General features: G+C 42.6%; 23 protein-coding genes. 7 read left to right on the forward strand and 16 right to left on the reverse strand.

Features of this window, described 5'->3' with window-relative positions; genetic code table 11:
• Positions 1-60 precede the first annotated feature (60 nt).
• The 8 genes from MSG34_RS14610 to ccoN form a co-directional block, all read right to left on the reverse strand.
• On the reverse strand, positions 61-735 hold the full coding sequence (locus tag MSG34_RS14610) for a sulfite exporter TauE/SafE family protein (RefSeq protein ID WP_248338108.1): 675 nt from the start codon (positions 733-735) through the stop codon (positions 61-63).
• Entirely contained in the window at positions 725-961 is a 237-nt protein-coding gene (gene ccoS, locus MSG34_RS14615; RefSeq protein WP_048615953.1) for a cbb3-type cytochrome oxidase assembly protein CcoS, read from the reverse strand. Before ccoS ends, MSG34_RS14610 begins: the two co-directional genes overlap by 11 nt.
• Entirely contained in the window at positions 961-3,333 is a 2,373-nt protein-coding gene (locus MSG34_RS14620) for a heavy metal translocating P-type ATPase metal-binding domain-containing protein (protein ID WP_248338110.1), read from the reverse strand. Before MSG34_RS14620 ends, ccoS begins: the two co-directional genes overlap by 1 nt.
• 5 nt (positions 3,334-3,338) lie before the next feature.
• Positions 3,339-3,818, reverse strand: a complete 480-nt coding sequence (locus MSG34_RS14625) for a FixH family protein (RefSeq protein ID WP_017059641.1) — start codon at positions 3,816-3,818, stop codon at positions 3,339-3,341.
• 108 nt (positions 3,819-3,926) lie between these two features.
• Positions 3,927-4,901, reverse strand: a complete 975-nt coding sequence (gene ccoP / locus MSG34_RS14630; RefSeq protein WP_017063857.1) for a cytochrome-c oxidase, cbb3-type subunit III — start codon at positions 4,899-4,901, stop codon at positions 3,927-3,929.
• Complete coding sequence (locus MSG34_RS14635) at positions 4,901-5,074, reverse strand: CcoQ/FixQ family Cbb3-type cytochrome c oxidase assembly chaperone (RefSeq protein WP_004733679.1); 174 nt, start codon at positions 5,072-5,074, stop codon at positions 4,901-4,903. The genes ccoP and MSG34_RS14635 overlap by 1 nt, the downstream gene beginning before the upstream one ends.
• A 9-nt stretch (positions 5,075-5,083) precedes the next feature.
• Positions 5,084-5,704 (reverse strand): cytochrome-c oxidase, cbb3-type subunit II, encoded by a 621-nt coding sequence (ccoO, locus tag MSG34_RS14640; RefSeq protein ID WP_017059643.1) that lies wholly within the window; start codon positions 5,702-5,704, stop codon positions 5,084-5,086.
• A gap of 11 nt (positions 5,705-5,715) precedes the next feature.
• A complete protein-coding gene (ccoN, locus tag MSG34_RS14645) occupies positions 5,716-7,149 on the reverse strand; it encodes a cytochrome-c oxidase, cbb3-type subunit I (RefSeq protein ID WP_009846707.1) in 1,434 nt (477 codons plus the stop codon).
• A gap of 252 nt (positions 7,150-7,401) precedes the next feature.
• Between ccoN and MSG34_RS14650 the strand changes: the two genes are divergently transcribed.
• The 5 genes from MSG34_RS14650 to MSG34_RS14670 all read left to right on the forward strand — a co-directional run bounded on the left by MSG34_RS14650 (position 7,402) and on the right by MSG34_RS14670 (position 13,180).
• Positions 7,402-7,767 (forward strand): hypothetical protein, encoded by a 366-nt coding sequence (locus tag MSG34_RS14650; RefSeq protein WP_048610975.1) that lies wholly within the window; start codon positions 7,402-7,404, stop codon positions 7,765-7,767.
• A 115-nt stretch (positions 7,768-7,882) separates the two neighbouring features.
• Positions 7,883-9,067, forward strand: a complete 1,185-nt coding sequence (locus tag MSG34_RS14655) for an FIST N-terminal domain-containing protein (protein ID WP_248338112.1) — start codon at positions 7,883-7,885, stop codon at positions 9,065-9,067.
• Complete coding sequence (locus MSG34_RS14660) at positions 9,067-10,788, forward strand: ATP-binding protein (protein ID WP_248338114.1); 1,722 nt, start codon at positions 9,067-9,069, stop codon at positions 10,786-10,788. Before MSG34_RS14655 ends, MSG34_RS14660 begins: the two co-directional genes overlap by 1 nt.
• A gap of 926 nt (positions 10,789-11,714) precedes the next feature.
• Positions 11,715-12,317 carry a porin family protein gene (locus MSG34_RS14665; protein ID WP_248338117.1) on the forward strand — a complete coding sequence of 201 codons (603 nt, stop codon included), beginning with the start codon at positions 11,715-11,717 and terminating at the stop codon, positions 12,315-12,317.
• A gap of 260 nt (positions 12,318-12,577) precedes the next feature.
• Positions 12,578-13,180 (forward strand): DUF2971 domain-containing protein, encoded by a 603-nt coding sequence (locus MSG34_RS14670; RefSeq protein ID WP_248338120.1) that lies wholly within the window; start codon positions 12,578-12,580, stop codon positions 13,178-13,180.
• Between the two features lie 100 nt (positions 13,181-13,280).
• Here the strand turns inward: MSG34_RS14670 and MSG34_RS14675 are convergent, their stop codons facing one another.
• The 4 genes from MSG34_RS14675 to matP form a co-directional block, all read right to left on the reverse strand.
• Positions 13,281-14,501 carry a hypothetical protein gene (locus tag MSG34_RS14675; protein WP_050647330.1) on the reverse strand — a complete coding sequence of 407 codons (1,221 nt, stop codon included), beginning with the start codon at positions 14,499-14,501 and terminating at the stop codon, positions 13,281-13,283.
• Between the two features lie 144 nt (positions 14,502-14,645).
• On the reverse strand, positions 14,646-14,957 hold the full coding sequence (locus MSG34_RS14680; RefSeq protein WP_052878452.1) for a hypothetical protein: 312 nt from the start codon (positions 14,955-14,957) through the stop codon (positions 14,646-14,648).
• A gap of 105 nt (positions 14,958-15,062) precedes the next feature.
• Positions 15,063-15,371, reverse strand: coding sequence for a DUF3634 family protein (locus MSG34_RS14685; protein WP_048612126.1), 309 nt, complete (start codon positions 15,369-15,371; stop codon positions 15,063-15,065).
• Positions 15,372-15,394: 23 nt separating this feature from the next.
• Positions 15,395-15,850, reverse strand: a complete 456-nt coding sequence (gene matP / locus MSG34_RS14690) for a macrodomain Ter protein MatP (RefSeq protein ID WP_248338124.1) — start codon at positions 15,848-15,850, stop codon at positions 15,395-15,397.
• Between the two features lie 189 nt (positions 15,851-16,039).
• On the opposite strand from matP, the gene MSG34_RS14695 reads away from it, so the two are divergent.
• Together MSG34_RS14695 and fabA are read left to right on the forward strand one after the other, a co-directional pair.
• Positions 16,040-17,692, forward strand: a complete 1,653-nt coding sequence (locus MSG34_RS14695; RefSeq protein ID WP_048615970.1) for a Lon protease family protein — start codon at positions 16,040-16,042, stop codon at positions 17,690-17,692.
• Between the two features lie 70 nt (positions 17,693-17,762).
• Positions 17,763-18,278, forward strand: a complete 516-nt coding sequence (fabA, locus tag MSG34_RS14700) for a bifunctional 3-hydroxydecanoyl-ACP dehydratase/trans-2-decenoyl-ACP isomerase (protein WP_017059675.1) — start codon at positions 17,763-17,765, stop codon at positions 18,276-18,278.
• A gap of 255 nt (positions 18,279-18,533) precedes the next feature.
• Here fabA and rmf read toward each other — a convergent pair whose 3' ends face one another.
• From rmf to MSG34_RS14720, 4 genes are all read right to left on the reverse strand, one after another.
• Positions 18,534-18,707: a ribosome modulation factor gene (gene rmf, locus MSG34_RS14705; RefSeq protein WP_017059676.1), complete on the reverse strand. Its 174-nt coding sequence runs from the start codon at positions 18,705-18,707 to the stop codon at positions 18,534-18,536.
• A gap of 161 nt (positions 18,708-18,868) precedes the next feature.
• Positions 18,869-20,617 (reverse strand): DUF3466 family protein, encoded by a 1,749-nt coding sequence (locus MSG34_RS14710; RefSeq protein WP_248338127.1) that lies wholly within the window; start codon positions 20,615-20,617, stop codon positions 18,869-18,871.
• Positions 20,618-20,626: 9 nt separating this feature from the next.
• The gene (locus tag MSG34_RS14715) at positions 20,627-22,543 is read right to left on the reverse strand and encodes an ABC transporter ATP-binding protein (protein WP_248338130.1); all 1,917 of its coding nucleotides are present in this window, start codon (positions 22,541-22,543) and stop codon (positions 20,627-20,629) included.
• Positions 22,521-22,781, reverse strand: coding sequence for a glutaredoxin family protein (locus MSG34_RS14720; protein WP_019823251.1), 261 nt, complete (start codon positions 22,779-22,781; stop codon positions 22,521-22,523). Before MSG34_RS14720 ends, MSG34_RS14715 begins: the two co-directional genes overlap by 23 nt.
• Positions 22,782-22,802: the final 21 nt, after the last annotated feature.

The raw sequence follows: 22,802 nt of genomic DNA on the forward strand, positions 1-22,802 counted from the left end.
TCAATATTTTAGCATTCCTTTATCCAGTTGGGTAGTAAAAAAACCGGATTTAAAGATTACCTATACGGTATAAATAATGAGCTGCAATGCCATATATCCGGTATAGAAACCGTAAAGGAGGATTAAAATTGCGCCTAATTGGCGAAATAAGTCAGCTTGTTGCAGTTTTTTGAGGAAATTAGCGCCCATACCCACTGTGAGCATTGCTGGTAGCGTACCTAAACCGAAAGCAAGCATGATACCGGCTCCGTTGTACCAACTTCCTGATACGGCCGCCCACGTAAGCATTGAGTAAACTAAGCCACATGGTAGCCAACCCCAAATAAAGCCAAACGGCAAAGCGTGGCTAGGGTGCTTCAATGGTAGAAATGATTTACCTAAAGGAGAGATATAGCGCCATAGCTTCTGTCCTACTTTTTCAAAGAACAACAAGCCGAACCACCATTTACCGATATACAACCCTAAAACGATCATAAAGCCAGCAGCCAATAATCGCAGCCAACCCAGCAGAGCGTTAAAATCGCTTAGCTGACCTATAGAAGAAATTGCACCGCCAATCACACCGCCAATCATGGCATAGCTCAGCAAACGGCCTAGGTTATAAAGTAGGGGAATAACAGGGGAAGGTTTACTGTTGCCAATCGAAAGAAGCGACGCAATACCACCACACATTCCCATGCAGTGGCCTGCGCCGATCAATCCAACAACAAAGGCTCCGATCCAATCAGGCGTCATCGTTCTTTTTGTCTACGTTAGTTTGGCTTTCGCCGTTAGCTTTCTCATTCTTGGCAGGTTTACTATCAGAATGGTTGTGAGCCTTTTCATCTTCATCAAACAGAATGTTGTGACCTTGACGTTCTAGGTCTTCAAACTGTTCGCTCTTCACCGCCCATAGAAAAATACCAACAGCGATGCACACCAGTACAATCGCAATGGGGATCAGGATGTATAAACTTTCCATTATTTACCTTGCTCTTTTAAAAGCCTTAACGAGTTAGACACAACAATAATAGAGCTGGCAGACATGCCCACAACGGCAATGTATGGAGCAACCAAACCCGCAACAGCCAATGGAAGGATGAGTAGGTTGTAACCCAATGACCATGCTAGGTTTTCGCGGATTATCTTACGCGTTTTTAGCGCCAATGTACGCGACTTAAGTAATCTATCAAGCTTGTCGCCCAACAAAACCATATCAGCCGATGCTTTAGCTACATCTGTACCACCGCCCATCGCAACAGAAAGGTGAGCCCCTGCAAGAATAGGCGCATCGTTAATACCATCGCCAACCATCATGGTAATATCACTTGCATCTCGAGAGTTCAGGTAAGCAAGTTTATCTTCAGGTTTCGCGTTAGCAACAATATCAGTAATACCGATCTCTTCAGCAACAGGCTTCGCATTGATCAAAGAGTCGCCAGTCAGCAGAGTCGTTTTGATTCCCGCTTCTTTAAATTGCTTAATAAACTCAATGCTTTCTTTACGGATTGGATCTTCATAAGTAAATGTCGCGATATGACGACCCGCCATCGACAAGTAAATGCCGTTACTTTCCGATGGTTGAGCTTCACCTAGAATGAATTCACTACTACCAATCGCAACTTCTTGCCCATTCCACTCACCAGTGATGCCTGAACCAATCACGTTATTGACAGACTCTACTTCGATCTCATCAGAAAGATGAGTCTTGAACGCTTTAGCGATAGGGTGGTTAGCGTGTTGTTCCAGGCTCGCCGCTACTTTGAGACAAGTGTCTTTATCAAGTTCAGCGAAGGTTTCAACTTGGCTGATACGAATATCACCCTCAGTCAATGTACCTGTTTTATCGATGATCAAGTGATTTACTTTGCACAAGGTTTCGAATACATGGCCTTTGCGCAGCAAAATACCGAAGTTACCCATGCGAGACGTTGAGCAAGTAATCGCCGTCGGTGTTGCAAGTGACAGAGCACAAGGACACGTTGCTACCAATACCGAAAGCATGATCCAGAAAGCGTCTTCTGGTCGTGTTTGGTGCCAGTAGAACCAAGTACCGAACGAAATGATTAAGATCACCGCAACAAAGTATCGAGCCACAACATCAGCAATTTCTGCGATGCGAGGTTTAGACAGTTGTGCTTCGTCTTGCAGGCGAACGATATTGGAAATCACCGAATCCGCTTTTGACGTCATCACTTCCAATTCAAACGATTCATCACCATTCAATGTGCCAGCAAAGACGGTATCACCTTCGTTTTTGACTACATGGATAGATTCGCCAGTCAGCATGGATTCATCAATGTGAACTCGACCAGAAAGTACTTTACCGTCCGCAGGAATATGCTCACCCGGTAGTACGCGAATCTGATCGCCTACTTTAAGGGTTTTCACTGGAACTTGGTCGCCATCTAACGTTGTCGCCATTGCAGGAACGAGCTTAAGCAGATTACCACTCGCTGCCGCCGCTTTACGACGCGCTCTCATCTCTAAGAAACGACCAAGCAGCAGGAAGAAGGTAAACATCGAAATAGATTCGAAGAATACTTCACCTTTCTCTGTCACCGTTGCGACCAAACTTGCAACATAGGCAAACAACAGAGCAATCGACACAGGTACATCCATACCCAATGTTCGACCTTTGAGGCTACGCCACGCATTGATATAGAAAGGCAATGCAGAGTAGAGCAGAACTGGTGTTGCGAAGATTAAGCTCACCCAACGGAAGTAGCTTTTGAATTCGGGCTCAAGGTTACCAAAGACTTCAAGATAAAGCGCCACAGCCAGCATCATGACCTGCATGGTTGCTAAACCAGCAATACCAAGACGATAGAGATAATTCTTCATCGAACGATGATAGGCGGCTTCTTGTTGATCAGCCTCGAATGGTGCGGCTTTGTAACCTAGGGTATGGATTGCAGACAACAGCTCGCTCAGTTTAGTCTGAGTGTTGTCCCAACTAAGCAGGGCGCGGTTAGTCGTGGTATTAACACGAATACTAACAACCCCTAACTTTGAAGAGACTTGCTTCTCAATAAGCCATGCACAAGCAGCACAAGAGACACCTTCTAGTGACAATGTCACTTCAGAGGTATTTTCAGAGTTACGGACGAACTCCAATTGAACATCTTCGTTGTCGTAATGACTGAGTGCCAGAAGTTGCTCTGGCACGAGATCCGCTTTTTCAGCTGGAGCGGTACGATATTGGTAGTAAGAGACCAAACCGCTATCAACGATTGTCTGGGCTACGGTTTCGCAACCCGGACAACACATAGGTCGCACCGATCCTAAGATTTCTACTTTAAAATCCGTTTCCGCTGGTACATCTTCACCGCAGTGATAACAGGATTCACACATAAGCTTTAGTTCGTTAGTTGAGTAGGAGTATCAATAGGGAAGTTCATGCGACCTTGCACTAACCATTCAGAATCATGCGGAGAAAGCTCGATAAACCATGGACCTTGCATTTCATGGTCCAGAGTCAACGTGTAGTTGCCTCTCGCATCAGCGGTCAGTAGCTGAGTAAAATCACGGTCAGGCAGCGTTCGGTGCACGAACATTGCGCTAATAGCAGGGAAGTGGTCTAGCTTGCCTTTGTCTAGGGTAATGATAACGGAGTTACCTTTCTCGCTAACTGAAGCTGATAGGCCAAGCTCTTTAGCAACATTTACTTTTGAAATGTCGACATTAATACCTTTACCTTTTTTATAGTAATCTTCAGTGACAACGTTAACTGAATGGTTGGTAAGTATCGCGACTCGAACCAATGTTAGCATAGAAACGCCAACGGTTAGGAAGATCAAAAACCACGGCCAAAACTGCTTATACCAAGGTTGTTCCATATTATTATTCTCAATATATACAATGAAATAAAACTAATTTTTACAAACACTTAAGGTTATAACTGTAAAAGAAAGACAGCCCCTTAAGAAGGGGCTGTTATTATTATGTTACTCTTTATCTGAGTTGCTGAGGCTCCAGACATAGGCAGAGACGAGCTGAACCTTATCCTCACCGAGGATGTCCTTCCAAGCCGGCATTACACCAGAACGTCCGTACATGACTGTTTCCGTCACATCAGCGCGAGAATCGCCGAATAGCCAGTCACGGTCAGTCAAGTCAGGTGCGCCAACAGCAGGGTTACCCTTACCATCAGTACCGTGACACGCTGCACACACTACAAAGCGAGCTTTACCAGCCTCAGCTTCACGTGCGTTTACGCTACGACCAGAAAGGCTAAGCGTGTAGCTAACTACTTCTTTTACGCCTTCTTCGCCAAGAGCGTCTTTCCAACCTGGCATTTGACCGACACGACCATGCATAATGGTAGTAACGATAGCTTGTGGTTCACCACCATATAGCCATGCATCATCAGTTAGGTTCGGGAAACCTTTCTGACCACGTGCATCAGAGCCGTGACACTGAGAACAGTTTTGTAGGAACAAACGTTGGCCCACTTTGATTGCATCAGCATCTGATGCAATGTCAGGGACAGAACGTAGACCATTTTCGTCGTGAGCTAGCTTTCTGAATGCTTCACCAAAGTAGGTGTCTGCATCATCAAGCTCTTTTGCGTATGCGTCTAACTGTTTGTTTGCTTGCGCAGCAGCGATTGCAGAGCGAGACTCTTCTACGCTACGAACTGTTTGGTTTGAACTCGTCCAACCTAGTAGACCTTTAAAGTTGCCAAGGCCTGGGTATAGAGCTAGATAAACAGCTGCAAACACAATTGTGCTAACGAAAAGGTATGTCCACCATTTAGGTAGCGGGTTATTAAGCTCACGAATACCATCGTATTCATGGCCCATATCCTGACCTTCTTCTACACCTGTTTTATCGTTGGAACACCAACGAAGTAAGGCTGCACAGCCAATCAACGTGCCGATTGTGATTACTGTTACCCAAATACTCCAGAATGTACTCATTACTTCGTCACTCCTTGATTTTTATCTTTCGCAGGTGCTTCATCAGCGAACACTAGGTTTGCATCTTCGTCGAAGCGCGACTTACGATTTTTACCGAAAGCCCACCAAACGATGCCGATGAAACAAGCAAAAACAGTAACAGTCCAAACACTTTGAAATGTAATAATGTCCATAATTATTCCTTATTTCATTGCGTGGCCAAGCGATTGAAGGTAAGCGATGATTGCATCCATCTCTGTTTTTCCTTCAACATCTTGTTTAGCGTTAGCAATTTGTTCGTCTGTGTAAGGAACACCAAATTGATTACGGAAGATTTCAAGCTTCTGTTTAGTCAATTTGCCATCAAGTACATTCTCAGCAAGCCATGGGAAACCAGGCATGTTTGATTCAGGAACAAGTTCACGAGGGTCGATAAGGTGAACACGGTGCCACTCATCAGAGTAACGATCACCAACACGCGCTAGATCAGGACCAGTACGCTTAGAACCCCATAGGAATGGGTGTTCCCAAACACTTTCGCCAGCTACAGAGTAGTGACCGTAACGTTCAGTTTCAGAGCGGAAAGGACGAATCATTTGGCTGTGACATACGTTACAACCTTCGCGAATGTAGATATCACGACCTTCCATTTCCAGAGCAGAGTAAACACGTAGATTTTCTACAGGTTCAGTAGTCTGCTTTTGGAAAATAAGTGGGGTAATTTCTACTAAAGCACCAAAACTGATAGCAATAACGATCAGAATCGCTAGTAGGCCAACGTTCTTCTCTACCAACTCATGGCGATTATTTGAATTTGAGCTCATTCTAAATCTCCTTAAGCCGGTTGAGGGATAGCTTTAAGGCTATCTTTAGGTGCAGAAACAGTTTTGTACGTGTTGTATGCCATTAAGAACATACCAGATAGGAAGATGAAACCACCTAAGAAACGTACAAAGTAGAACGGGTAAGACGCTTCTACAGATTCAACGAAGCTGTAAGTTAATGTACCGTCAGAGTTAACAGCACGCCACATCAGACCTTGCATCACTCCAGAGATCCACATTGCAACAATGTAGAAAACCGTACCAATCGTTGCCAACCAGAAGTGAACATTGATTAGAGATACAGAGTACATACGCTCTTGACCAAATAGTTTAGGAACTAAGTGGTAAACCGAACCGATAGAAACCATTGCAACCCAACCTAACGCACCAGAGTGAACGTGACCGATAGTCCAGTCCGTGTAGTGAGATAGTGCGTTAACCGTTTTGATTGCCATCATTGGGCCTTCGAAAGTCGACATGCCGTAGAATGATAGAGAAACGATTAGGAAACGTAGGATTGGGTCGTAGCGAAGCTTATGCCACGCACCAGATAGAGTCATAATACCGTTGATCATGCCACCCCAAGATGGAGCAAACAGAACCAAAGACATAACCATACCTAGAGATTGAGTCCAGTCAGGAAGTGCAGTGTAGTGTAGGTGGTGAGGACCAGCCCAGATATACAGAGACACGAGAGCCCAGAAGTGAACAATCGACAAACGGTAAGAGTAAACAGGGCGACCAGCTTGTTTAGGAACGAAGTAGTACATCATACCTAGGAAACCAGCTGTCAATAGGAAGCCTACCGCATTATGTCCGTACCACCATTGCACCATTGCATCGATCGCACCGGAATAAATCGAGTACGATTTAAACGCGGAGACAGGAACAGCTAGGCTGTTAACGATGTGCAACACGGCAACCGTGATGATGAAGGCTCCGAAGAACCAGTTTGCTACGTAAATGTGCGATGTCTTACGTTTAATCATGGTTCCGAAGAACACGACCGCATAAGCTACCCACACAAGAGTAATAGCAATATCGATTGGCCATTCAAGTTCTGCGTATTCTTTACCAGAGGTTAAACCTAACGGTAAAGTAATTGCAGCGGACAGGATAATCGCTTGCCAACCCCAAAAGGTAAAGGCTACGAGAGGGCCACCAAAGAGACGCGTCTGACAGGTACGTTGTACAACATAATATGATGTTGCAAACAGCGCACTTGTACCGAACGCAAAAATAACCGCATTAGTATGCAGGGGACGTAAACGACTGTACGTCAACCACGGCGTATCAAAGTTTAGCTGTGGCCAAACTAATTGAGCGGCAATCAAAACACCAACGCCCATACCGACAATACCCCACAAAATTGTAACTAGGGTAAATTGACGGACGACCGTATAGTTGTAGTTTTGTTCAAGCTGCTTTTCTTGGCTCATTTGCATGCTTCCAATTTCTTATTTACTACACTTTACTTCCAACACGACTCACGTCGTAATGCCACCCAAATTAGAAAAGGAAATTCAGCCTATTCAGGGCTTTATTTCCACTTGCTGATTTTAAAAAAAAGTGGCATTTTCAACGCGACACTATACTTGAATTAACAAATCAATGACAGAGTAGTAACCTTACGCTTGGTCTGGAATTGGATTTTTATTTAAAAACTTTGAACTTTGTAACAAGGAGTAAAGATTATAATGGCGGCACAAAAGCTAACAAAAGGCAGGCTTGTTCAAATTATCGTCATGTTGGTTATTTTAATAGCTGCATTTACTTGGAGAACAGTAACATACGATAATAACGAAACAGTAAACTGTATAGTTTCAAAACCTTGTGAATTTGGTATTGATAATCATAATGTTTTAATTTCGGGCGATAACCTAGGGTATTCGATCGAAACATCTAAAACTGGCAAATTTATCATTAGCTATAATGAAAGCGGAATTCTGGAAGAAAAAGGGCCATCAAATTGGCTGTTACAAACTAATGATAAGACCTCCTCAATAACGGTTACATTTCCACAACAGGTGAGCACGTTTTCTGTAAACTTGTCCAAAGAGTAACAGAGATAAAACTGGGGCACGCCTCGGGTCTTTTGATAGAAATATGTACCAAATCAGTGAAACACAATGCATTAAAGTGTTATAAAGAGAGCATTAATAAAGTTACCCAGAATCTATGAAATTTCTATCAAAAGTCTCTTACTCCTTAGACGATAAAATCGCAGTAGATGAGTTGCTCAGCGGGGTGGAAAACCCTAACGATATTGCTTGTCTTATTTGCTACTGCACAGAAGAGTATTCGACACTCGCTGTGCAGAGATATTTCGTAGATGCTCTCCCGAACACTCCCATACATGGCTGTACTACTTGTCACGGCATTATGACCGAAACTGGTTTTCATTCTGGCCCAGTCATTGGCGTCCTTATTATTTATGACTCGGGGATCAACGCCTATGGTACGGGAATCGAACATTTCAGCGACTCCATAGGCCGCAGTACCTTCAACGCGATAGACAAAGCACTCAAGAACGCCAACCGAGAAGGTGAAATCCCTGATCTTATCTTGTTGCATTCCACACCGGGTAACGAAGAAAAGGTGATGGCGGCTATCGATAAGAAATTTGGTACTGAAGTGCCAATTATTGGTGGCAGTGCTGCAGACAATCAGGTTTCAGGAAACTGGAGTATCTTCACCGAAGAGTCGCTGTCTATAAATGGTGTGTCTTTAACGGTAGTGTTTGCGTCTCAGTCCATCTATTCCTCTTTCAGCGCCGGTCATACACCTACGCGCTATTCAGGCACCGTGACAAAAGTAAGAAACCGAATATTATTGGAGATAAACCATAGGCCAGCCGTCACCGTTTACAACGAATGGACTAATTTCCACTTAGGTGGCAGTGATGATGGCTATATATTCGAAAAATCTTCTGTCTATCCACTAGGCAGGAAAGTCGGCTCTTCATACAATTACCCATATTTCAAATTGTCTCATTCGATCAGAGAGACAGAGTGTAATGGGATTGAGCTGTTCACAGACATCAGTGAAGGTGACACCATCTACTTGATGCAAGGGTCTAAGCAGCAGTTGATTAGCCGCGCCGCAAATATCATTCACTCCTCATACTACAACGACATGGATCTTGAAGAGAAACTAGGGGCGATCAATATCTTTTGTGCAGGCCCAATGTTGAACCTTAAACAAGATATGGATGAGGTTTGTGACCAGATAAATCAAGCACTTAATGGGCTTCCGTACATATGTCCATTTACGTTTGGTGAACAAGGCAGGCTCTCTGGTGGTGAGAATGCACACGGGAATTTAATGGTATCGTCTGCAACGTTTTATAGGTTGAAAAAGTAATGGGTTCTGAAGGTCAAGAAGCGCTGCAAGAAGCACGTATTGAACTGCAAAAACTAAAAGCCCGTGAGCGAAAACTGGCTGAAGAGAACAGGGTGATCTTATCAACCATCTCTGCGATCAGTAAGGCGAGTAACATATCTGAGATATTCTCCAGTCTTGAGTTCGTGCTCAAAAAATACATTAAGTTTGATGACTTTATCGTGGTATCAAGGGTAGGGAACGAAGGCAGTTTCAAAACCCTGCTAAGCAATAACAAAGTCTTCGAACAGATGAATTGGAGCGATTGTGGCAAGCTATCGCGAGTCATCAATGGTGAATGCGCCATCCTTTTCGAACCCAAGTCTCTTGGGGAATTTAACTCCCTGCATCCCATTGTTCTCGACCAAATTAACTCCGTTCTGATTACAGGTATAGATAGCGGACTAACACAATCCGTCATCATCTTTATCCACTCAAATACCAAGCACTTTAGTATTGAAACCAAGGCCACACTAAACCGTTTCCGACCGTTGATAGAGCGTGCTGTTTTCGATATTGAGAACAAAGAAAAGCTTGAAGCAACCGTTCGAGAGCGTACAGCAGAGCTTGTCACAGCAAGAAAAGACGCAGAAAGAGCCAACAAGGCCAAGTCTGAATTCCTCGCAATGATGAGCCATGAACTAAGAACACCGCTAAATGCCATTATTGGCTTGATAGACACCCTAAAATCCACATCACTGAACGAAGAGCAACAGTCTATACTGCTTAATATGAGCACATCATCTGAGCTATTGTTGGCAATTATCAGTGACGTATTGGATTTTTCTAAGATTGAATCTGGATGTTTCTCGTTGGCTCCTCAATGGAGCAACGTAAGAGACACTGTAACTTTTGTATTGTCTGAGCAAAAGAAGACAGCAGACGATAAAGGTTTGGCGCTAACAGTAACCAGCGATATCCCTGAGGGTGAACTGCATTACATCGACCCAAGCCGGTTAGCACAGATCCTATTTAATCTGATTGGTAATGCTATTAAGTTTACTGAGCATGGGCATGTGCATGTTTCTATCAAGTACCAGCAGAGCTCTTTCTATATAATGGTGGAAGACACAGGGATTGGCATCAGCTCGCAACAACTTTCGTCGCTGTTCAGTCCATTTGTGCAAGCTGATAGCACAATCACACGTAGATTTGGTGGCACAGGTTTAGGCTTGGCCATCACTAAAAGACTGGTTGAGCTGATGCGTGGGCGGATATCGGTAGAGAGCGAACCAGGAAAAGGTTCCAAATTTGAAGTACAGCTACCAGTGCTTACTCGAGTTACGAATAATCTGGCTAACAACGAAGATGAATCTTCACGAGAGTTAAGAAGCCGTTATTCAGTGTTAGTTGTCGAAGACAATCCAACGAATCAAATGGTGATCAAATTAATCCTAACGCGACAAGGCCACGAAGTTTTCATCGCAAGCAACGGTGAGGAAGCGATTGGCTTTGTGGAAAGAGCCAATGACTCGATAGACATTATCTTAATGGATGTGTCGATGCCGGTCATGGATGGATTAACTACAACCAAATACATGAGAGACGCGAACATCAAAACACCAATTGTCGCGCTAACAGCACACACATCAGTACAAGACAAATGCTCGTGCTTAGATGTTGGTATGAATGATTTCGTGACCAAGCCAGTAAGAACCAAAGAGATCACAGAAGCAATTGATCGATTAATGCTTGAAGTCTAATAAACGTATTCTTAATCGAAGATTAGGAAATATGTTTATTAGGTATTTTATGGTAAATAGCCTTACTGTTAAATAGAACGTCGATTTGATAGATAAACAAGAGGCAGGGCATCACATAAAGATACCTCCCTTATAAATACCAAATACAATTTAACATAATATACATAATACGCAGTGGTTATACGTGAAATCTGAGGGATTTCGAGCCTTATTACTCACGAATTTTACGTACAGTGCCGCATGAATCTATTTACTTTATGGCTTTGACTCCGCGTTAATTCAATCAAATCGTGATGGCTTTATCACATGTCTGCTCAAACTTAATTAAGACTTCTAATTACGGATGCCTCTCCAAAGTTAGTCCAGAGTCTCTGCTGGTTGAGTATTAAAAACTATTACGCTGATTTTGTTTCCCGAAAGAACCTAGATTATTAACACTTTCACTAACTCTCGGTCTATTGTCCGTACTACCAATAGACTGAAAAGACTTGGTTACTCTTGTTCGCTAGATTTAACGGTCCCAAAAGACCAAGCGAACTCCCGAATCATCTAGTCTTGTTTATCTATGTTGGCTTGTTCTTCACCAAATGGAATCAACTATCAACGTCATCAGTAACATCCGTACTCGTTTTCAAACCACTAACTTTGAATTTTCTGATGCCCAACGGTCATTGTTACCAAACTACGTTGCCATCCAAAACGAGCTTCTCTAAACGACTTGGCTAATAGTAAGTTACAGTGCAACATAAATTCTATTTACCTCTGTTTGGACTGTATTACCTTGTCTCATAACTGCGATAATGACACTTCTATTACCAACAAGTCTTTAAAATCAGATGTTTAGGCTAGTTCTCAATTAGTTAGAGTATCTTTTGTTTGTTAACATATTCTGGAACTGAATAACTTATTATATTAGAAGGCTTTACATGAAAATCAGTACAATCGCCCTATCGCTATTCACCGCTTTTTTTGGCATCAGCTCGCAGGCGCTTGCTAATGAAAACGAAAACTCACCTAGAGAGCATGGTCATTTTTATGCTGGTGTTGATATCGGCTTTTATAATGAAACTGAATTAGAATATCGTGGCAGCGCCATTGAAGATTCATCTGATCTATCTGACTTTAGCTATAACTTGGTTGGAGGCTACGAATTCAATACACATGACGTCGTCAAACTGGGACTAGAGGCAGAGTACCGAAAAATCGGAAAAGTTAGCTATAACGACTTAATGGATATTGAAGGCCATGCTTTCTTCGTAAACATTAAACCAAAGTTTATTGTTGAAGGTGACGTATTAGATCTGTATGTATCTTTATTAGCCGGCGTTGGCTCTATGGATATAGAAGCGAAAGCTTTTGGAGTATCAGACTCTAAGTCTGAAGCAGCCTACCAAGTTGGTGCTGAGCTTGGTGCGATGGTAACAGACAACATCGATATCCATATTGGTTACCGCTATGCAAACGTTGAAATTGAATCCATCGATGTGTCACCCCAAACCGCTTACCTAGGTGCAAGGTACCACTTCTAAACTTGATTCACTCGTAGACTCAAGACAATTCAACCATAAGTAAAGTTACGTTGTATCTTTCTTTAAAACTGCAGCCTGAAAGCTTAGCCTTAATGCAAAATAAACCACTTTAACAGGCTACTATTTCGTGTTTAAATTTTGATCTATCAAACAGTTATATGAATAAATTTGGCGATTAAGCAATCAAATGCTATGCATTCAATCCTTAAAAATAAATTAAAGTGTTAACATCAGGCAATTTTGTAAACTAGGTGTTTGATATGTTGCCTAAACTTTATAAGTTCAGATCGCTCCACGACAGAAACATACAATCTATTTCCGAGTGTTCGTTGTGGTTTGATTACGCTAAAACTTTTAATAACCCTTTTGAATCTAACCACGTATTCAACAAAGAGCTTCAACAAAACTTTAAGATCATGTGTTTCTCTCAGTCGAGCGACCACCCATTACTATGGTCGCAGTATGGTGACAACTTTAAAGGCATGTGTATCGAGTATGATCTCAACTGCTATAACGGCGAGGCCAATCTCAACTGTTTTGAAGTCCAGTATGAAGACGAACCGAATAAGTTCCGCCCGGAATCGCTAAGTGGTTTACAAACAGCAAGACTGGGAGCTGAGATATTCAAAATTAAGCATTCTAATTGGCGTTATGAAAAGGAATATCGTTGGGTATTACCTGATGACGAGATGATCGGAAATAAACTCTACCTTAATAGAGAGTGCCTAAGCTCGGTGATTCTCTCAGAGCATGCTCCTGCCGATAGGAAGTTAAAAGTTCTGATGACTTGCCAGCGCCTTGGTATTCCTGTTAAACACGCAATAGCAAAGCAAGAGTCGTTTACCTTCGAAGTGGTCAGTTAAGTAGAGTCTAATCCTACTGTTTAGCGCCAAAACCAGATATTCACATAAAGTTACAGCGCAACAAAAAAGAGAGCCACATAAATGCGACTCTCTCTTTTTATTACATGTTCACCGTAAGCTTTCCCAGTACTTTATCTTGCATCTGCTCAATCGTCGCGATAGACATTTGAACAGTTGAAAACCAATAAGGTCGGTGCTTAACGTTAAATAGTTCACTATTATCTAACGCCTCGAAAACAGAATATTTTCTACCTTGAGCCAAAGCTGCACCATAAACCGTTCGCTCAAGTACTGGAATGTCATTCACTTCCTCTAGAAGTGCCCTCTTAATGAACTGGTTTCCAGGGCTCCAATCTATAAATTCAACGAGATTTTTTAGTAGCTTAAGCTCTAGCTGCTCGACCATGGATTCGAGAAACTGTGTGTTTGGCATCACCTCAGTACAAGCATAATATTCGTCATGTTTGTCACTTGCTTCACGATAACCAAGCATCGTTTTTACTAATGCATCTTCAAACGTCGAAGAAAAGTGGTTACAAATTAAAAACAAAGGCAGAACTCTCAACACGCCAAGTAAAATGCCTACGTTAGGATCTTTAACCGACGTTTCTTGAAGTCGAATTCGAGTCGCATTTGACGTCACGACCAAGTGTTGCCAAACCTTAGGTGTGATGTGTTTAATGTTGCCATCATTCCACTTAATCAGCTGCTGACTCATTAACAATGGGAACAATAAACGACAATTTTCTATTCCTATTTGTCGTGCTGCAACTTTAGGATCAAGAACTACCTTAGATTTCTTTCCATACTTATCTGCAAACTCTTGATTGGAAACAAACTCGATTAGGCTAGAGCTCAATGGCCTGCTTTTCGCGGATATCTCATGGAGTTTAGAAAAGTTTAAAGATGGCGAATACGCAACACTAGCGAACTGATTGTAATCGGGTAAGTCTGAAAACAACGAACTGATTAAGGTGCCTTGAAGCTTCTCAAGCATTAGAGCCGAAGCTGCATTGCTAACATCATCAATAACGTATCGTAAGGTTTGTTGCTTCGCGTTGACTTTCTCACGATGAGCATTAACTCTATCTTGTTCACAGCGCAGTAGAATACGTTGGTTATGAGATATACGGTCAGACTCATCAAATATGACGCTATCACAATACCTATTTTCTAAACTTAGTAACGTGTCTACTGTAGATTGTGCAAGCTTATATTCAGGTGAGATTAACCATCGATTAAAGCGAGCTTCAACGTTGATTGAGACCTTCCTAGAGATCTCAACCACTTCAGGGGGGTAACTTTTATTTGTTAACAACAACCGTGACTTTCCTTTGCCCTAAATGCTCTTGTATCGGCATATCCTGCCTTTATAACAAAACTAATATTAATAGAAATTAGAGATTGGTTCACGAAATTGTTTCAATAAAATTAAGACTATTTAGTTATAGTGCATTGGGAGCGGCTAGTACGTGATATGTAGCCGGATATACTTTTCTGGAAAACTGTATTTGAACCTTTTCGTCTTCGGCAAGTGCTTTTTGGCCTGCTTGCAAACGTTGCTATCACCAGACGTTCTCACCTTTTTGATTCTTGCGTAACCTTTAGAGTGCTTCATCTCAATCATAAGATCGCAATAACCATCGAAATCTACATTGCTCTTGTTGAGCCCTTTCATGACGGTGACTTTGATTTTTTTAGCTACGGGATTAACCAATGCATCGTCGGCAAAAGTAACTGGGGATAAAAAACACAATAGAAATACTAGATATCTCATACTGCTCTCTCTTTGTTGAAGGTGAGAACAGTATGCGGAGATTTAAAGAATATGAAGGATTAACTTAGTATGAGGATTGACCAGCTCACGCGTAACTCTAAACGATTACGCTTTCTTTGAGCCTTTAGACTTAAACCCATTATGCGGGAACACGTTACGAATACGTTGTTGTACGTTTTTAGGCACATCTTTAGTGAACTTGAGATTGTAGCCAGAGCGTTTCGCATACACTTTTAACTCACCTTTAAAGGCGTTGTTGTGACCAATTTCTTGAAGGTTGTGCTTAAAGCTCGGTGGAAGATGACCTTTAACTTGTTCGATCGCCCCATCGCTAAATTTGATTTTTAATACCGGTCGATCAACAGCAACTAACCAAAAGACCAACGCCGCACCGATTAAGATCACGTACATCATAATGTCACCACTACTGTTGATGATTATTTATCGTCAGAAAGAAGCTTGCTTAAGTCTTCTTTGAGACTGGTTACTGTTTTGCTCGCCTGTTCACTACGGGACGCTTCGCTAACCAAATACTCGATAGCATCTGAGAGCGTACAGCCTAGCTCGTTCGCGCGTTGAGATAGCTTTTCCCATACTCGGTAATCAAGGTCGATTGATTTTTTCTTTGTATGAACTTGTTCAGCATTGAAGTGGCGTTTTCGCTTAGCTCTGATCGCTTGTTTAAGCTTGTTATCGATCTCAGGAGACATGTTGTTAGATATCCACTCAAGGACACCTGTAGGTTGGTGTTCAAGCTTCAATAAGGCTTTAACAGCAACGTCAGCTTCACTTGAATCAATGTGGCAGGTGATCGACTCGCCTTCTTTCCATTTTTTGACCAGATAGTTCCATTTCCAACCACATTCCAAGTTTTCAAGTTGCTGATATTTCATGTCTAATCTCGAGAGTTAATCCTAGTGACAGCGTAACCCAAAATAGGCTATTTAACAATTATTGTCTTGAAAGAATAGACCAAGATCATACTTATATTAGCTTAGTGATTAGTAACTACAACATAGAGCTACAAGCGAGATCGGTTTTTCTATATACTCCCTACCTCATTATCATAATCAGAAACTTAAATGACTCAAGTAGATTGGCGACATGTTACGCCTCAGTACGACGAATATAGCGCTCAATTAGAGCAATTCCCTGACATCTCGCCTTTCCCATTTTCAGATATTCAACATAGATTCAAAGATGCGCTAACCCGCTTTGTCCGTTTGTCTAACCTTTCGCGTGTTTTACTTGTAAACGCTCCAGACAATTCGATCTATCGTCAAATGATTGTTGAATCTCTAGTCACTGCATTAGATGATCACACTCTACCGGTTATAAAAACTGAGTCTTTAAATGCTGTCTCTCTGTTTGACCAAGTTCAGTCAAAAGACGGTAAGGTTGTAGCGACAAAGCCCGGCCTACTGGCTAGAGCAAACAACGGCTATCTGATCGTTTCAGCAAACTTGATCTTGGCAAACCCTGGAAGCTGGTTACTACTTAAATCAGCACTGCTTGGTGAAGCCGTAGAACCAATCAGCAGCAATCCAGAGCACTTGAACCAATCCCCGACTTTGCCTTTGACTTACAACATTAAATTGATTGTTGTTGGAGACAGAGCTCAACTAGGTGACCTTGATTACCTGGACAGCGATATTCAAACCGGCTTTTGCCTATTTAGCGAAATTGAACAAGATATCAAGCTCTCTGAAGAGACTTTGACTCAATATCTTGGTTACCTTAAGTGGCTTCAACAACGCTATGAATTGCCAACCATCACGCAACAAGCGTTGACGGGCATTCTTACTGCCGGAGCAAGAGAAACGGAAGATCAAAGCTATATTCCATTATGCCCTATTTGGCACAATGCATTATTGAACGAAGCTCTGATTGAAGCCGACAATGGTGAGATTGATATTCACCATATCCAACAAGCTCAACAGCACAAATATAACCGCGAATCTTACCTACCAGAACGCGCCCTTGATGATATTCGAGATGGCCAAGTCATTATCGAAACCGAGGGCGAACAAGTTGGTCAAGTTAATGGTCTGACGGTTATCGATGTTCCAGGACACCCGATCTCTTATGGTGAACCTGCACGAATTTCCTGCGTTATTCACTTTGGTGATGGGGATATTGCCGACGTTGAGCGCAAAGCCGAGTTGGGTGGTAATCTTCATGCTAAAGGTATGATGATCATGCAAGCATTTGTGAGCAGCGCATTAAACCTTGAAGATCCGTTGCCATACGCTGCTTCTGTTGTGTTTGAGCAATCGTATTGCGAAGTAGACGGCGATAGTGCTTCTCTTGCTGAGCTTTGTTCTCTGGTGAGTGCTTTGTCTGAATACCCTATCAATCAACAAATTGCGGTTACAGGTGCAGTTGACCAATTTGGACGTGTGCAAGCTGTTGGCGGGCTAAACGAGAAAATCGAAGGCTTCTACCATGTGTGTAAGCACAACGGCTTAACAGGCGAACAAGGTGTGATCCTTCCAAGATCGAACTTAAGGCATCTTGCACTAAAGCCTGACCTTATTGAAAGCATTAAGAATGAAGAATTCCATATTTGGTCTGTGTCTAATGTAGACGAAGCAATTCCTCTCATTATGAACAAGCCATTTAGAGACGATGAACAAGAAAGCGTTCTGAGTAAGATCGCGGAACGTATTGAAAACTTTGAAAGACATGAGCACCCTATTGGAATCGTTGGACGCATTAAAAACTGGTTTGTCTAGTACTGATCGGACTTGTTTAGCGTACACCTGTTCACTAATATGCACCTATCAAAAATCGGAGTAATTGATAATGCAAAACAAACGTGATTCTTACACTCGCGAAGAGCTTCTAGCATCAAGCCAAGGCGAACTATGGCCACAAGGCCCTCAACTACCAGCACCGAACATGCTAATGATGGATCGCATCACTAAGATGTCTGAAACTGAAGGTGATTACGGTAAAGGTTTAGTTCTTGCTGAGCTGGATATTACTCCTGACCTATGGTTCTTCGATTGTCACTTCCCGGGTGACCCAGTAATGCCTGGTTGTCTAGGTCTTGACGCAATGTGGCAGCTTGTTGGCTTCTACCTTGGTTGGGTTGGCGGCGAAGGTAAAGGTCGTGCTCTAGGTGTTGGCGAAGTGAAATTCACTGGTCAAATTCTACCTACAGCGAAAAAAGTAACTTATGAGATCCACATGAAGCGTGTTGTTAACCGTCGCCTAGTGATGGGCCTTGCGGATGGTCGCGTACTTGTTGATGGTAAAGAGATTTATGTTGCTAAAGATCTGAAAGTTGGCCTTTTCCAAGATACGTCAGCATTCTAATCTATTAGTTAGATTTTTAATAAAGCAGCCTATGGCTGCTTTATTTTTATTTCAATAAATTTAGTTATAGTGCATCAAGGTATTCAGACCTAAGCGTGAAATAGGTTAAATCCACCAGCAAGACGCTCTTATGGTAACGAAACTATAATACTTTATAGCTCTGGGGATCTTGGCACTCTTCTGAAACTAACAAGGCTCCAGCCGTTGAAATCAACTGACAATGAAGCCCTGACCTTTAATTCTTTGTGCCCTATTCTACTTATAGAGACCTGATTGCTTATCATCTTTGGCGTCACGCCATCCACCTAACCAATAAGACCGAGAATCCATTTGGCTATATGGGCAAGCTTCCTGCGACCGTCCATTTAAACCAGCCTTGTAACCTTGGGATTGTGCTCGTTCTAGTCGATCACGCTTTTGTCTCTTCATAGTGCAGTCCTCATACGGGTGTTCCATTTACTAACATACAATGATTACAACTTTGCGGAGTTTTTGTGACTCCAACTTTAAGAATCGATCAAATTTTCACTTTTCTCAAGGCGAAAAAAAGCCCGAGTTCAGAATTGTGAACTCGGGCTCAAGAGGTAACGTTATTTAAATTTTCTGCGGAACCCTAACAGACCAAGCACAGTCAAAGTTAACCAACCTAGGCTACCACCTTGGCGATCTACTTTCTCTGTATCGGCGCTACGAGTTACAATACTATCAACGTCAGAGCCAGTGTCATACCTTGCTCCCTTAATTGGGATTAGCTTAACCGCTATAACCTTTTCAACTGCGTTAGATGAAGCACCACCACAGTATGAGTTGTGTGATGTTGTGTCATAAGGCTTATCTTTACCGTCGACGGTACATTTGATAGCCGTTGCAGAAATCACACCTGCATCATTGATGTCGGTTGCGTCAATAATTCTAAATTGGTTATTGTGACTAGATGCATCACCATCGTTAGTTAAATCATCTAACCACCATGCTTTACCACCAAAAATATCAACACGGCGAGCATCGATTGAAGAAGGTAAATTGTATGGATAGATAAAGCCCCTGTGTCTACGCTCACTACCATCAACTTCACGAGTCGTTTCCGCATCAATCTGGCCAACAAACTCATTGAAGTTATTGACCGCTTTAGCTTCGCCGCTCGAACCGCCAAAGAAAATACCATCAGTTAAATATGTTGCTGTTGGATTTGTCGCATCAGTAACAACAAAAATCTTGTTACCTGCACTGCCGTTCTCTGGTACATAACCATTACGTTTAGAGTAACCCACAGCAAACAAGTTATCATTAATGTCAGTTGCAACAGAGTTACTGTATCTAGCATCATCATTAGATGACCCAGATTTAACCTCAGCGCCGCTGATAGGTTTCGTGTCCCAAGTAACTGCAGATAAATCAACATTAGTTGTAAAGTCGATCTGACTACTTACAAAGACACTTGCATTCATATCTTGAAGATCGCCGTTACCATCAGCAGTGTTATAGCCTACACCATAAAAGATAGAATTCGACTCAACAATTGAACGCATACTACCTTGAGCAAAATAATCGCCCTGTTGAGCACTTCCAGATCTAATCCAGTCGATCTCTGTAGTTTTCGTTCCATCCCAGATTGCCGCTTTTGAACTAAACGTTGTATCCGAGGTATCAGTGTTAGGGCCTTCCGTAGATACACTACCTACGTTATAAACGGTGCCATTACTTGCTTTGATTGCGCGCCACGCTCGAGTTTCAGAAGTACCTGCTGGTCCGCTTGGTTCCGTCGTGAACATCGCATTATTACGGATGTTGCCGTCAGACTTAACACCCAATGGCTTGGCGTCATCATCCAATGCGTTAATGACCGTATTGCGGCTCTCAAAGATATCGCCATCTTCAACAAAAGCTTTGGCATTAACGTAAGTAAGGTCATTTTTTTCCTTACTCCAAGTATCATTCCAACGGTTTTCTGCCCAGCTCTGACAAGTTGAATATCTTAGCTCTCGATAGCAATAGTTTTCAAAGTCTTCAAACTCTTGAATGTATTGAAACGGAGCATCCATAGCGAAAGGCACCTCTTCACGATAACTCACCGCTTCTAGAGTATTTCGTGTTTCACCAGCTAGAACGTAAGATGAACATGCCTTGCCATCAATACTGTCACCACCAAAACAACCTAAAGTAGCTGTAAGGCCTTGTGCTAACGTAGGAATTGCTGCAGGCTCAATAGCAACACCATGCACTTCATTACCTGATACAGGGCTGTCCACTTCAACAATCGTATAAAGCGCAGCATTCGCGTTAGTTGCAGCAAAAACTAATGCTGCGACTGTAGTTAATTTAAATTTAGTACAAGTCATTATTACTTCTTAACTTTCCTGTTGTTGTGCCTCGAGCTCTTCCCAGCGCTCAAAAGCAACTTCAAGCTCCTGCTCTGCTGCAGATAGCTTATCTAATACTGGTTGTGTCTGCTCTACAGATTTTGAAAAGAAGCTGGGATCGTTGACTTCTTCCTGAAGAGTTTCAATTTGAGTTTCCAATTCTTCTAAACGCATTGGTAGCGCTTCTAGTTCTCGTTGTAGCTTATACGATAACTTCTTAGGTTTAGCCTTAACTGGCGCAGTTTTGGGAGTTTCCTCAACTACTTTCTCAGGCTTTGATGGCTTTTCAACCTGTCGGTACTCTAATGCTTGCTTTCTTTGCTGCTGAGCATCGTGATAGCCACCAACAAATTCTTCAATCACACCGTTACCTTCGAAGATCCAACTTGTCATAACCGTGTTATCAACAAACTGACGATCGTGGCTCACTAAAAGAAGCGTACCCTGATAGTTGGCAAGCAAATCTTCTAAAAGTTCCAAAGTTTCGATATCTAGATCGTTGGTTGGCTCATCGAGAATCAATAAGTTGTTCGACTTAAGGAAGATACGAGCTAATAACAGACGGTTTTTCTCACCACCAGACAGTGCCTTAACAGGAGTACGAGCACGTTTAGGTGAGAATAAGAAATCTTGTAAGTAGCTAAGTGCATGACGCTCACGACCACCTACAGTGACTTCTTGCTTACCATCCGCTAGGTTATCAATTACAGACTTCTCAGGGTCTAGGATTTCACGGTATTGGTCGAAGTAAGCGACTTCAAGCTTAGTACCACAATGCAGACGACCTGAATCAGGCTTAAGTTGGTCAAGAAGCAGTTTAAGCACCGTACTCTTACCACAACCGTTAGGACCAATCAGAGCGATACGATCACCACGCATGATGTTGAAGCTGAAGTCCTTAACAATTTCTTTGCCTTCGAAGCCAAAGTTAAGATTCTCAGCTTCAAATACAATCTTGCCTGAACGCTGACCATCGTCGATTTGGATAATCGCTTTGCCCTGCACTTCACGACGGTTCAAACGCTCTTCACGTAGCTTCTTAAGCGCACGTACGCGGCCTTCGTTACGAGTTCTACGAGCTTTAATGCCCTGACGAATCCATACTTCTTCTTGAGCAAGCTTCTTATCAAATTCAGCGTTTTGCATCTCTTCGACACGTAACGCTTCTTCTTTATCTAATAGGTAGTTTTCGTAATCGCCAGGGAACGAGCTCAACTTACCACGATCAAGATCAACAATGCGTGTTGCCATCGATTTGATGAAAGCACGGTCATGCGAGATAAAGATGATTGAACCACGGAAGTCTTTCAGGAAGCCTTCTAACCATTCAATAGTCGCAACATCCAAGTGGTTAGTCGGTTCATCGAGTAGAAGCACGTCTGGGTCACATACAAGCGCACGAGCAAGTGCCGCTTTACGTTGCCAACCACCAGACAAATCAGTCAGTTTTGTTTCAGCAGTGAGTTTAAGCGCAGCCATTACGTTACTTACGCGATCTTCAAAGCGCCATGCGTTCGCATGATCCAGTTGCTCTTGAACGCGAGTAAGGCGATTTAGGTTCTTTTCGCTAGGGTCAGTACCAATGAGATCCAGAAGATCATGATAGATCTTCAACTGTTCGCCGATTTCCGCTAGGCCACCAGCAACGTAATCATAAACGGTGCCTTCTTCATTACGCGGTGGATCTTGCTCAAGGCGAGATACAACCACATCTTGTGTGATTTGCATCTTGCCGTCGTCCATGATGATGTTCCCAGACAGGATTTTCATCAATGTAGACTTACCAGCGCCATTGCGCCCTACTAAACACACACGTTCGTTTTCTTGCAGTGCAAAGTCTGCACGATCTAATAACGGGTGATCGCCAAACGCGAGTTGCCCATTATGAATTGTAAGTAATGCCATTCTTCTTTAACCAATCATTAAGTTCTAACAAGCCAAATGGCCAGTTAAGCTCTGAGCTTTGAGAAAGGTCAGAGCTTTCAAATTTGAGCACCGGAATAGTGACCCCGTAACGGGAAAAGAGCTCATCATCAAATGCAATGTCGACAACGTTGACGTGATGGCTAATGTTTAACTGTTCCGTGAGTTGGAATGCCATCTCACATAGATGGCACCCTTCTGTACTGTAGAGAGTCAGCACTATATATCCTTATACAATCTC

It is taken from the genome of Vibrio sp. 1CM2L (assembly GCF_023161695.1).
Lineage (GTDB): Bacteria > Pseudomonadota > Gammaproteobacteria > Enterobacterales > Vibrionaceae > Vibrio > Vibrio coralliirubri.